Origin of the sequence: Streptomyces sp. NPDC102259, from assembly GCF_044766465.1 — a bacterium.
GTDB lineage: Bacteria > Actinomycetota > Actinomycetes > Streptomycetales > Streptomycetaceae > Streptomyces.
Window position 1 is genome coordinate 631,162 of the sequence record NZ_JBIWMA010000002.1, and the last position, 11,900, is coordinate 643,061.

11 protein-coding genes are annotated in these 11,900 nt (G+C 71.0%); 6 read left to right on the forward strand and 5 right to left on the reverse strand.

The annotated features are described in order from the left end of the window. Positions 1-1,530 (forward strand): flavin-containing monooxygenase, encoded by a 1,530-nt coding sequence (locus ACIRPU_RS07345; RefSeq protein WP_403862883.1) that lies wholly within the window; start codon positions 1-3, stop codon positions 1,528-1,530. Here the strand turns inward: ACIRPU_RS07345 and ACIRPU_RS07350 are convergent. Next, complete coding sequence (locus ACIRPU_RS07350) at positions 1,490-1,957, reverse strand: helix-turn-helix domain-containing protein (RefSeq protein WP_355701822.1); 468 nt, start codon at positions 1,955-1,957, stop codon at positions 1,490-1,492. The two genes, ACIRPU_RS07345 and ACIRPU_RS07350, sit on opposite strands and share 41 nt — an antisense overlap. 91 nt (positions 1,958-2,048) lie before the next feature. Here ACIRPU_RS07350 and ACIRPU_RS07355 point away from each other — a divergent pair, with 91 nt between their 5' ends. Then, complete coding sequence (locus ACIRPU_RS07355) at positions 2,049-2,549, forward strand: PaaI family thioesterase (protein ID WP_403862886.1); 501 nt, start codon at positions 2,049-2,051, stop codon at positions 2,547-2,549. 40 nt (positions 2,550-2,589) lie between these two features. On the opposite strand, the gene ACIRPU_RS07360 is transcribed toward ACIRPU_RS07355, so the two are convergent. After that, positions 2,590-3,276, reverse strand: a complete 687-nt coding sequence (locus ACIRPU_RS07360; protein ID WP_403862889.1) for an SDR family oxidoreductase — start codon at positions 3,274-3,276, stop codon at positions 2,590-2,592. A gap of 112 nt (positions 3,277-3,388) precedes the next feature. Here ACIRPU_RS07360 and ACIRPU_RS07365 point away from each other — a divergent pair, with 112 nt between their 5' ends. Beyond that, positions 3,389-3,961, forward strand: a complete 573-nt coding sequence (locus ACIRPU_RS07365) for a TetR/AcrR family transcriptional regulator (RefSeq protein ID WP_403862892.1) — start codon at positions 3,389-3,391, stop codon at positions 3,959-3,961. 102 nt (positions 3,962-4,063) lie between these two features. Here ACIRPU_RS07365 and ACIRPU_RS07370 read toward each other — a convergent pair whose 3' ends face one another. Next, positions 4,064-4,999 (reverse strand): lipocalin family protein, encoded by a 936-nt coding sequence (locus tag ACIRPU_RS07370; protein ID WP_403862894.1) that lies wholly within the window; start codon positions 4,997-4,999, stop codon positions 4,064-4,066. A 380-nt stretch (positions 5,000-5,379) separates the two neighbouring features. On the opposite strand from ACIRPU_RS07370, the gene ACIRPU_RS07375 reads away from it, so the two are divergent. Further along, positions 5,380-6,228, forward strand: coding sequence for a TetR/AcrR family transcriptional regulator (locus tag ACIRPU_RS07375; protein WP_403862897.1), 849 nt, complete (start codon positions 5,380-5,382; stop codon positions 6,226-6,228). A gap of 124 nt (positions 6,229-6,352) precedes the next feature. On the opposite strand, the gene ACIRPU_RS07380 is transcribed toward ACIRPU_RS07375, so the two are convergent. Continuing rightward, on the reverse strand, positions 6,353-8,404 hold the full coding sequence (locus ACIRPU_RS07380) for a protein kinase (protein WP_403862900.1): 2,052 nt from the start codon (positions 8,402-8,404) through the stop codon (positions 6,353-6,355). A gap of 309 nt (positions 8,405-8,713) precedes the next feature. After that, on the reverse strand, positions 8,714-9,373 hold the full coding sequence (locus ACIRPU_RS07385) for a YceI family protein (RefSeq protein WP_403862903.1): 660 nt from the start codon (positions 9,371-9,373) through the stop codon (positions 8,714-8,716). A 742-nt stretch (positions 9,374-10,115) separates the two neighbouring features. Between ACIRPU_RS07385 and ACIRPU_RS07390 the strand changes: the two genes are divergently transcribed. Next, the gene (locus ACIRPU_RS07390; protein WP_403862906.1) at positions 10,116-10,859 is read left to right on the forward strand and encodes a GntR family transcriptional regulator; all 744 of its coding nucleotides are present in this window, start codon (positions 10,116-10,118) and stop codon (positions 10,857-10,859) included. Positions 10,860-11,221: 362 nt separating this feature from the next. Beyond that, positions 11,222-11,794 carry a MarR family winged helix-turn-helix transcriptional regulator gene (locus ACIRPU_RS07395; protein ID WP_403862908.1) on the forward strand — a complete coding sequence of 191 codons (573 nt, stop codon included), beginning with the start codon at positions 11,222-11,224 and terminating at the stop codon, positions 11,792-11,794. Positions 11,795-11,900 lie beyond the last annotated feature (106 nt).

Consider the following 11,900-nt stretch of genomic DNA (forward strand, 5'->3'; position numbering starts at 1 on the left):
ATGTCCCGAACCAACGGCACCACCGCGACCGTCACGCGCGAGACCCACGAGGTGGCGGCGCTGATCATCGGCAGCGGCCTGTCCGGCATCGGAGCGGCGGTCAAACTGCGTGAGGCCGGCCTGCGGGACCTCGTCATCCTCGAGAAGGCGGACGAGCCGGGCGGCACCTGGCGGGACAACACCTACCCGGGCTGCGCCTGCGACGTCCCCTCCGCCCTGTACTCCTACTCCTTCGCGCCCAACCCCGGATGGACGCGGGCCTTCGCCGCCCAGCCCGAGATCCGCGCCTATCTGCACCGCACGGCGGCCACGTACGGGATCACCCCGCTCATCCGCTTCGGCACCGAGGTCATCCGCGCCCAGTGGCACGCGGCCGAGGCGCGCTGGCACGTCGAGACCAGCCGCGACCGCTACCGTGCCCGCTTCCTCATCTCGGCCGCGGGACCCTGGCATGAGCCGTTGGTTCCCGACATACCGGGACTGGCGGACTTCTCCGGTGAGGTCTTCCACTCCTCGCGCTGGCGTCACGACCACGACCTGGCGGGCGCGCGGGTGGCCGTCGTCGGCAGTGGCGCGTCGGCTGTGCAGTTCGTGCCCGCCATCCAGCCGCGGGTGGCCCGGCTGGACCTGTTCCAGCGGACCGCGCAGTGGGTGCTTCCCAAGCCCGACCACCCCGTGCCGGGGGCCGAACGCCGGCTCATGCGACGCTTCCCGGCCGCCCAACGGGCCTTGCGGAGCGCCGAGTACGCGGCGATGGAAACCCTGGGGCTCGGATTCCGGCATCCGGCCCTCCTGCGGGCGGTGCAGAAGGTGGGCACCCTCCATCTCAGGGCCACCGTCAGGGATGCACGGCTGCGCCGGGCGCTGACGCCCGACTACACGCTCGGCTGCAAACGGCTGTTGCTGTCGAACGCGTACTACCCGGCACTGACCAGACCCAACGTCACCGTCCACGCCACGGCGGTCGAGGCCGTCCGGGGCAACCGGGTCGTCGGCGCGGACGGCACCGGCGCCGACGTCGACACGATCATCCTGGGCACGGGGTTCCACATCCTGGACATGCCCATCGCCCAGCGGGTGTTCGACGCCGACGGCGTAAGCCTGGACGAGCACTGGAAGGGCAGCCCGGACGCCTATCTGGGCACCACCGTCAGCGGGTTCCCCAACGCGTTCATCCTCCTCGGGCCGCATCTCGGAACCGGGCACTCCTCGGCCTTCATGGTTCTCGAAGCCCAACTGGAGTATCTGGCGGGCGCGGTGCGGCACTTCCGTTCGGCCGGCTGGGCCGCCATGGACGTCCGTCCCGAAGTCCAGGCCGCCTTCGACGCCGAGGTGCGGCAGGCACTTCCGTCCACCGTCTACAACGCGGGCGGATGCGCGAGCTACTACCTCGACGGCAACGGCCGCAACAGCTTCAGCTGGCCCTGGTCGACGGGCCGGATGCGCCGCCGGCTCGCCGCGTTCGACCCGGAGGCGTACGAGGTCACGCTCACGACCGGGGTCGGGCGCCCGGTCCCAGCCGGGCGGTGACCTCCTTGGGGCCGAGGGCGGAGTGCTCCGCGGAGCACTCGACGACGACGCGGAGCGGAGCGCCGCAGTCGGTGTGGCGCACGTCCAGGACGGGGCCCTCGGAGTCGAGGGTGTACGCCTCGCCCCACTGGCTCAGCGCCATCAGGACGGGCCACAGGTCCCAGCCCTTGCGGGTCAGGCGGTACTCGTTGCGGGGTCGGCTGCCCGGTTCCTGGTAGGGGACGGTCCTCAGGATGCCGGCCGCGGTCAGCTTGCGGAGGCGGTCGCTGAGGACGGCCTCCGACAGGCCGATGTGGCGGTGGAAGTCGTCGAAGCGGCGGACTCCGTTGACGGCGTCGCGCAGGATCAACAGGGTCCACTTCTCCCCGATCACGTCGAGCGTGCGCTGGACGGGGCAGTTCTCCGTGCTCGCCTCAAGCCACTTCATCCCGCCATCGTAGGGCCCTGGCTTCGTCATTGACAGTCAGGTGAAGGGGAGGCTAGCTTCGCTTGAAAAAGTCAGATGGAGGCGCTCGGCTGTGGGACGAACACGTACGTATCAATGGGAAGATCCGGCGATCCTGGCGGACGCCGCCGGACGCATGGCCGGTCTCGACTTCCTCCGCGAGCTTCAGGCGGGACGGCTGCCGGGACCGCCCGTCAGCTACGCCCTCGACTTCAGCCTGGACGAGGTGGAGCCCGGCCGGGCCGTCTTCTCCCTGACGCCCGGTGAGGAGCACTACAACCCGATCGGCAGCGTCCACGGCGGCATCTTCGCCACCCTGCTCGACTCGGCGGCGGGGTGCGCCGTCCAGTCCACCCTCCCGCAGGGCATGGCCTACACCTCGCTCGACCTCACGGTGAAGTTCCTGCGCCGGATCACCGCGGACACGGGCACCGTCCGGGCCATCGGCACGGTGGTCAACGGCGGCCGGCAGACCGCCCTCGCCCAGGCGCAGCTGTTCGACGCCAAGGACCGTCTGCTCGCCCATGCCACCAGCAGCTGCCTGATCTTCCCGGTGCCGCGCCCTCAGGCATGACCCGGCTTCGTGCGGAGCCGGGCCCCCCGGCGGGACTGCCTCACGCCGCGCTCGGCGCCGCGGCCAGTCCCTGCTTGACGTACCGGGTGGTCTCGTCGGCGAGGATCTCGGGCAGGCCCTTCTCGAGGCCGGTGAGCGCCTGGGCGGCGACGTCGGCGGGGTCGGCCTTCTGGTCGGCGGGAACGGCGGCGGCCATGTCGGTGTCCATGTAGCCGACGTGCAGCGCGGACACGGTGATGCCCCGGGGTGCCAGCTCCTCCCGGGTCGCGTTGGTCAGCGCCCAAGCGGCCGCCTTGGCCGCCGCGTAGGAGCCGAGACCGGCCGGGTGCAGCCAGGAGAGCACGGACAGGACGTTGAGTACGGCACCGCCGCCGTTGCCCTCGATGACCGGGGCGAAGGCGCGTGTCACGGCGAGCGGCCCGAAGAAGTTCGTCGCCATCTCCAGCCGCACCCCGTCCAGGTCACCGGCGATGAGGGGCGTGCCGGTGGAGACGCCGGCGTTGTTCACCAGCAGCGTCGCGTCGGACGCCACGCGGGCCGCCGACAGGATGGACTCCTCGTCCGTGACGTCCAGACGGAGCGGGATGGCGCCGGCCAGGTCGACGCTCTCCGGGCGCCGCGCCGCCGCGTACACCTTCGCGCCACGCTCCAGGAGCTGGCTGGCGAGCTCGCGCCCCAGTCCGCGGTTGGCGCCGGTGACCACTACGACGGCGTCCTTGAGTTCCATGTCTGCTCCCAGCGTTGTGGACCCCGGGCTGCGGGATCACTTTTAGATTATGACTGCAATCTAAACTTGAGCATAGAATAGATTGCAACCGACATTCAACCGAGGAGGGCCGATGGGCCGCGTGTCCCAGGCGCAGGCGCGGGAGAACCGCGAGCGGGTCGTGCGGACCGCCTCCCGGCTGTTCCGTGAGCAGGGCACCCACATCAGCGTCGCCGACCTGATGAAGGCGTCCGGACTGACCCACGGCGGCTTCTACAAGCAGTTCGCGTCCAAAGAGGCGCTCATCGACGAAGCCACCGCCCACGCCTTCGGCGAACTCGCCCAGCGCCGCGAGGCCGCCCTCGAACGGGCCGCCGAACAGGGCGTCGAACAGGGCGCCGCCGCCCAGCGGGCGCTGATCGACGCCTATCTGTCCGTCGAGCACCGCGACAACGCGGCGGACGGCTGTCCCACCGCCGCGCTCGCCCATGACATGGCCCGCGAACCCGGCGCCGACGGGGCGCATCGCGTCTATACCGAGGGGGTGCGGGACTTCGCCGGGTGGCTCGCCACCGATGACGAGGACGGCATCGCCCGACTGTGCACGATGCTCGGCGCACTCGTCCTGGCCCGGGCCACCAAGGACTCGCCCCTCTCCGAGGAGATCCTCGCCGCCGCGCGGGCGGCCCTGACGGAAGCGGGCTGACACCGCCCGGCAACACCGCCCGGCTCGAGGCGGGCCCGGGGCGTCATCGGCCGGACGGCCGGGAGAGGAGCTGCCCGCTCTCCCGGCCGGAAGCGATTCCGGTCAGGTCGGCCGTGGCGGGTAGATCTCGGTGTAGCCGATGCCGGTCACGGGTGAGCCGGCGATCTCGCCGCGCACGCTGACCGAGCCCTCCCAGTAGACGGCGCCCACGGTGGACAGCAGGTCCAGCTCCTGGTCGACCAGGTTCGGCGTGACGGTCAAGCGGCCGCCGGGCACGGTCACCTGCCACCCGGAGCCGTAGGTGATCCCCGTTCTCGGACTGGTCCAGGAGCCGGTGTCGGTCGTGCTCAGCTTCGCGGGGCTCAGGTTCGTGGTCCGGCCGCTCGGGTGGATCAGGGTTCCGATGGTCTCGACGATCTTCCCGGACGTGTCGCGCACGAAGTACAGCATGTACTGCTTGCCGTCGGTGAGCTGGACGCTGAACCAGTCCCACCCGGCGCCGATCGTGAAATCGTTGTCACCCCACTGGTGATCGCCCCACGACAGCCCGGTCACCTGCACCGGAACCCCGTGGTCGACGATCGTCCCGACGGCTTGCGCGGACGTCCACGAGTAGTACTTCGAGGTGCCCAGGGGGCCGTACGGGATGGTGCCGCGGTCACCGTGCAGCACGGCCGGCTTCGCGCTCCGCAGCTGGAGGTCCAACTCGTATTCCGGCAGGGCGGCATGCAGCGTCGCCTTGCCGGAACCGCCGCGCATCGTCCAGTCGCCGGTGTCGAGTGCGAACCCGTCGGTCGTGTCGGGAATCGGGTGCGAGTCCGGTGTGCCCGCGTACTGGAAGGTGCCCCTGGTGAGGTCGCTGAGGGCGAAGTGGCCGATGTAGAGGGGCTCGGGTCCCTTGTCGAGGAACTGGAAGACCACCTGCTCGAATCCGTAGCAGTGCAGCCGGCCCTGCGGGTCCACGCCCCGGAGATGCCCGACGTAGTACCACCATTCGGCCCGGTCGCGGTGCGGAGCCTCGTCCCGGGGTATCCGCACCCCCGGCCCCTGACTCTGCGCGGTGTCGGACGACCGTGCGGCCGGCGCCGTGTCGGGGCAGACGGCACCGGCGCCCGGCGGCTGGGCGGCGGCGACTGGAGATGGCCCGACGCCGGTGCTCAGTAAGAACAGTGCGGCGACGGCCAACACCCGAAGCCATGGTCTGGCGACCCGAACGCGTAACTCCATGAGGCACTCCCCGTTCCTGGTTACACTGTTCCCACTATTGGGAACAGCGTTTCCGGGACCCTAAGTCGTGCTTGTTTCAAGGTCAAGTTCTTTGGATGTACCCCGCACGCACAAGGGCATGCGGGACGGTCCTCGAGGATCGCTCGAGTCCGTGGTCGGCACCCGTTCCCTTGCCTGGATACAGTGTTCCGGTGACAGGAACAGGCGCGGACGAGACGATCGACGAAGTGCCGTGCGCGACGACGGCCGCCCCCGGGTCGCCGGCGTGGTGGGCGGCCCGTCAGGGCGGCGAGGAACCGGTGAAGCCCCCTCCCGTCACCCCGGCCCGCATCGTGGCCGGCGCCCTCGAACTGATCGACCGCGAAGGGCTGGCCGCGCTGAGCATGCGGAACCTGGCCGCCGAACTCCGGACGGGCACGACGACGCTCTACCGGAACGTCGCGGGCAAGGACGAGGTCCTGGTGCTGGTCGCCGACGCGGTGATGGGGGAGGCGCGGTTCCGCCGGCCCGTGGCGGGCCCGGGGTGGCGCGCGGCCGTCGAGGAGTTCGCCCACGCCCTGCGCGCGGCGCTGAGCGCCCACCCGAACGTCGTCCCTCTGCTCGCCACCGTGATCCCCGTCGGCCCGAACTCCCTCCGCGTCAGGGAACTGGCCCTCAGAGTCCTGCGCGAGCACGGGTTCGACCGGACGCTGGCGGTCGACGTCTACACCGCCCTGCTCCAGCAGGTGTTCGCCTCGGCCCTTCAGCAGTCGACGAACGACTGCCGCGCCACAGGCCTGGGCGCCGCGAAGAACCCGGCATTGCGCGACTTCTACCGCTCACTGCCGACCGAGCAATTCCCGCACCTGGTGGACCTGGCCGACGCGCTGACCTCGCGCACCGGCACGGACGAGTTCGCCTTCGGGCTCGGGTGTCTGCTCGACGGCGTGGAGACACGGCTGCGGACGCTGCCGGCGCCGGACTGCGCGCAGGCTCTCGGCCGCCCGGACGGCGTCGAGACACCGGGCGACCGAGTCGACGTGCCACGGAGCCAGCGGTGACAGGTGCCCGCCGGGGGCGGTGAACACAGCGCCGGCCCACACGCGGGCCGCTCACGCGCCTACCCGGTCACCTGCCGGGCCGACCCGACGCGCGGCCCGGAGCACGACCGCCCGCTCCGTGCCGTCAGCGCCATTTCCACGCCTGGTTGGTGCTGCCCGCGCAGCTCCAGGCCTGGACCCGCTGACCGTCCTGACCGGAGCCCGCGGCCTCCGCGTCCAGACAGAAGCCGTCCGGAACGCTGACCAGGGTCTGGCCACCGGACCCGGCGGAGGCGCCGAGCCGCCACCGCTGCGCGGCCAGCCCGTCGCACCGGGCGCCGTGGATCCCGTGGCCGTTCTGGCCGGCACCGGTGGCGTCGGCGTCCAGGCAGCGGTGATTGCCCTGGTTGACGACGACGTACTGGGCGGTCCGGCCCGGCACCGGGTACAGCGCCCATTCCTGCTGGGAAGCGCCCGTGCACTCCCACACCTGGACCGTCTGGTCCTCGCTGTTCGCGGTGCCGGTGTCGGCGTCGAGGCACCTCGCGACGTCGACGGTGTCGACGGACTCGGTCACCGTGACAGTGCCGGTGCGGACGGCGCCGCCGGGCCTGCTGTACAGAAGTGCCTTCGTCTTCGTGTCGACCTTCCCGTCGGCGGTGAGGCCGGCCTCGGTCTGGAAGACCTTGACCGCGGCGAGGGTCCGCGCCTCGAAACGACCGTCCGCCGTGACGTCCAGGCCGTAGCCCGCGAGGAGGCGCTGAAGGGCGGCGACGCAGTTCCCGCTGGACCCCGAGACGATCTCCGCGAGACATTCGGCGGCCCGGAGGTCCAGTGTCGAGGCGTCCCGGCTGGCCGTCGTCCCGGACGGCATGGTCGCCTCGGACGCCGTCGCGGTGGGGGCGGAGGGCGTCGCCTTCGACGAGGCATCGGGGGCGGACGCCGAGGGTCCGGTCACGGCCGGGGTGGACGCCGGCCCCGGTGCCACGGTCGCGGGGGCGTCGTCCGGGTACAGCAGCGCCACGCTGAGGCCGCCGGTGACCAGCGCGGCCACGGCCGCCGCCAGCACGACGTTCCTGCGGTGGCGTCGGCGCGCGGGGGCCGCGCCGGGGGCGGCGGCGGACGCCCGCGGGACGGTGGGCGGCTCAAGGTGCCGTGCGGCGGGCGGATCCCCGGGGGCGGGCGCACCGCCCGGGGCGGAACCGGGCCGCCGGTCGGCGGCGGAGAACGCGGTGCCGGTGGGGAACGCGGTGCCGGCCGGTAACGACGTGGACCGGCGCGGGTCGGCGGCGGGCGCCGACAGCTGGTGTCCGATGGCGGTCCTGAACACCACGTCCGGTGCCGGTCTCCGCTCGGCGTCCTTGTCCAGACACAGGCGCACGAAGGAGGCCAGCTCGGCGTCGACGGCAGCCACCTTGTCGAGGACGTCCTCGCGCGGCGGGTCGAAGGCGACCCGGTGCAGCACGTCGACGCCGGTCCCCTCGCCGAAGGGAGCCTCGCCCGCGACCGCGTACGTCAGGGTGGAGGCCAGCGTGAAGACGTCCGACGCGGCGGTAACCTCCTTGCCCCGCACCTGTTCCGGGGACATGAAGGCGATCGTGCCCACGTTCTGGCCGGTCGTGGTGATGGAGGTGCCGTCGGCGGCCTGGACGATGCCGAAGTCGATGACCCGGGCGCCGTCGGCCGCCAGGATCACGTTGGACGGCTTGAGATCTCGATGCACGATCCCCGCCCGCCACATGGCCTCGATCGCCCGGCCCAGGTCGGCCATCAACCGCCAGGCCGCCGCCGCGTCCAGCGGCCCGCGTTTCTCGACGGCGTCCTCGAGGGTGGGCCCCGGTATGTACTCGGTGGCCACCCACAGGAGGTCCTCGTCGCTGCCGCTGCCCATCAGCCGCACGGTGTGCGCCCCCTGGACGCTGCCCAGCGCGTCGACCTCCCGCTCGAAGCGCTTCCGGAACCGTGGGTCCTCCGCGTACGCGGGCCGGATCACCTTGACGGCGGCCGGTCCCGGCCCGCCCTCGGTGTTCCGCCCCAGATAGACCCGGCCCATCCCACCGCTGCCGAGCACCGACACGAGCACATACGGGCCGATCCGCACGGGGTCGCTCTTGCGCAGCGGTGCCGGGGGCGGCGGTTCCATGCCGGCCGCCGCGTAGGCGAGCGCGTGGGACCGGCTGTGAGGGGGGTCAGACATGGGGATTTCCGGTCTCTCGCGTGACATGTGCGATGTGCGCGACTGATGTCGGTCAGCCGGAGACTATCGCAACGTCCTTGCGAAAAAGAGGAGTTGGTGTTCGAGGCGATTTCGAGTCGCCCCGCTCGGCGGTACGTCGGGGCACCCGGACACGCGGGCCCGGGGAAGAGCCGCCGGTACGCGCTGGTATGCGCTGGTACGCGCACAGTCGATCGCGGCTCTTCTCGCCCCCGGACGCGTCGGTCACCACCACGTCGAGATCCTCCGGGCCGCACACCCGGGCCCTGCGCTGACCTCACTGCGCGCCGGTCAGCCCGCGGGGGCGGTGCGAATGGCGGCGATGTCGAACTGGAGACGCACCTTCTCGCTCACCATGGCGCCGCCCTCGGCCAGTCGCGCGTTGTACGTCAGGCCCCATTCGGAACGGTCGATGGTGGTGGTGCCGTCGAAACCGGCCCGTTCGTATCCGAAAGGGTCGGTGACATGTCCTATGTAGGTGAGTTCAAGGGCTACGGGACGAGTGGTCTCCTTGATGGTGAGGTCGCCGGTCATGCGATAGACGTCGGGGCCCGCGAGTTGTACGGCGGTGCTGATGAAACGCATACGCGGATAGGTCGCGGCGTCCAGGAAGTCCCGGCCCGTCAAATGCGCGTCGCGTTGCTCCACGCCGGTGTCGACGCTCGCGGTGGACAACAGGATCTCGGCTCGTGAACGTGCCGGATTGCGGCCGTCGAAGTAGAGCCGGCTCTGGTACTCGGTGAAAGCCCCGCGCACGGTGGTCACCAGGGCGTGCCGGACGGAGAAGCCGATACGGCTGTGCGCCGGGTCGATCATCCAGTCGCCGGTCAGCGCCGCGAGGGCGGGGTTCGGCAGGCCGGCGGTCGGACGGGAGGGCGAGTCGAGGGGCAGTTGCCGAGCTGTGGGGGGAGCCGGGCGTCGTGGGGATGCGCCACGGGTGAACAGGTTCATGGTTCACGTAGTTACTGCACCGCAGATATCACCGCAAGCCTCCCTCGGAAGCGACGGTGGATCGAATCAGTACCGAAAGGCTGATACGCCGTCACCGAATGTCCGGCGTATGCAATACCCACACATGCTCGTCACTCCTTGGTCAAGTGAATCCACGGACTTCGGCGGGGCAGTTCCGTATGTCGGGCCTGCTCGATGAAATCCGGGGAGACCGCCGCCAGGTCGGGACGTCGAAGATCCGTAGCTGGAGGGCGATAGTGGAGCGCGGCTTCCAGGTCCTGGAACGCGCGCCCCACACCGGGCTCAGCAGCGTCACCGCATGCTGTACGGCGTCGAGTTCGGCTGGGGCGAGCGGTCGCAGCCGGTTGCTCAGCGTGCTTCCCGCACGACCGACTCGGCCGGCTCACCGCCCGCCAGGAGCCGGCCCTCCCGTCTCCTCGTTTCTCCGGTGGCTCGGATTGGTGACCCGGATTGGTGACCCGGATTGGTGACCCGGATCGGTGACCAGGGTCTCCGCCGACCGATTCGTCCACTTTCACGCAGGCTTTTCCGGCGCCTTTCCTGTCGGCCCTTTTGCCGACGTTTTTGCCGACGTTTCTGTTCGCTTCCGGCTCGAACCGCGATACTGGGCCTGTCTGTCGACAGCAACCGGGGGATCGCACGGTGTAGACCACCCTGGGGTGAGACGGTGTCGACACCGTTGCGTCGGCTGTGGGCCCGCACAGGCAGGGAGAAGCGCCGCATGACCGATCAGGACACGCGCCTCGTGCTGGAGCGCCTCCTGCGGCTGCGGGACCGGCGTGAACCGCTGGTCGCGACGATCGCCGAATGGGTCGGCGCGGGCATCATCGAGGGCCGGCTGGAGCCGGGTCAGGACCTCAACAGCGTCGACCTGTCACGCCGGTTCGAGACCAGCCGTACGCCGGTCCGCGAGGCGCTGATGCTCCTCGAACAGGAGGGCCTGGTCGAGATGAAGGCGCGCCGCCGCCCCAGGGTGGCCGCGCCGTCCCCGCAGGACATCCGGGACATCTACCAGGTGCGCAAGAACCTCCTGTCGATGCTCGCGGGCCTGCTGGTGGCTCGGGCCGACGACGAGGAACTGGCCGAGCTGCGCACCCGCGTCGAACGGATGCGGAAGCTGGCCGACGACGGTGACGTGGACGGGTACTTCTGGAACCACGTGCTGCTCCAGGAGCGGATGACCGAGATGGTCGGCAACCCCACGCTGAAGCAGATCCTGGACTCGCTGGCCCTGCGCACGCTGATGCTGCGACACCTGAGCCTGGCCCGGGCCGGCCGCCTCGCGCACAGCGTCGACGATCAGGAACGGCTGCTCCAGGCCTGCGAGGAGCGGGACGGGGAGCTGGCCTCCGCCCTGATCGCGGGGGCGACCGTGCGGGCGCAGCGGGCCGTGGAGGAGCAACTGGAACAGGACGACGCGGCACGCGGACGCAAGCCCGTACGCGGCCGCTCCGCCGCCTCGTAACACCTTTCCCGCAGGGTCTGGCGGTCGCAGGGACCCCGGTCGCGAGGCGGGCTCGGCAGTCGTACGCGACCGCGACGCGGCGCACCTCTCCTCACCGGTGTCGACATCAGGGGCTGGTCGAGAGGTCGGTGGCGCACAGGAAGCAGTTCTGTCGACAGGAGAGCGGCTTCATGCACCCGCCGTATGCGAAGACCGGTCCGCGGGTCCTGCGCTGCCGACCGCCCCTGCCCTCTGCGGCGGCCGTACCGCGTCGCGGCAGTCACCGCCAGTAGAGGCGCCCTCCCCGGGGACCTGTGGTTTCGTACAATTTGAGCCCGAACAACATGACGACCCACGCATCATGTGACCGAAGGAGTCTGCCGATGCCCGGCCAGCGATCCATCGCCGAAGCCGAGAAGCTCGCCGAGGCGAAGCTCGGCGGCATCCCGTTGCGGCGGGAGCAGATGGCCGTCGTCGCCAACATCTACCGCGCGGCCTCGGCGGTCCGCCAGCACCTGGAGAACTCCGTACTGCGCGGCTCGGACCTGACGTGGACGGCGTTCGTCGTGCTCTGGGTGGTGTGGGTGTGGGGCGAGTCGGAGACCCGGCGCGTCGCCGAGGAGGCCGGGATCTCCAAGGGCACGCTCACCGGCGTGTCGCGGACGCTGGAAGGGCGGGGGCTGCTGCGGCGGGCGGGACACCCCGCCGACGGCAGGCTGGTCCTGCTCAGCCTCACCGACGAGGGAGAGACGCTGATGAAGCGTCTGTTCCCGGCCTTCAACGAGGAGGAGGCCTTCGTGGCGGGCCGGCTCAGCGACGACGAGTGCCGGAGCGTCGCCGACGGGCTGCGCCGCGTCGTGCGCCAGGTCGAGGAGAAGGGCGAGGAACGCCGCACGGCCCTGCTCGACGGCGCCGCCCCGGCCCCCCGCCGCAGCGGCCGCCGCCCGAAGGCCTGAAGGGCCCGGCGGCCTGCCCGCGCCCGGCGGGACCCTGCGCGAAGTCTTGACGTGTACTTGACGTAGTGGCTTCATGGGAGCGCTCCCACACGCCATCCCCCTGCCG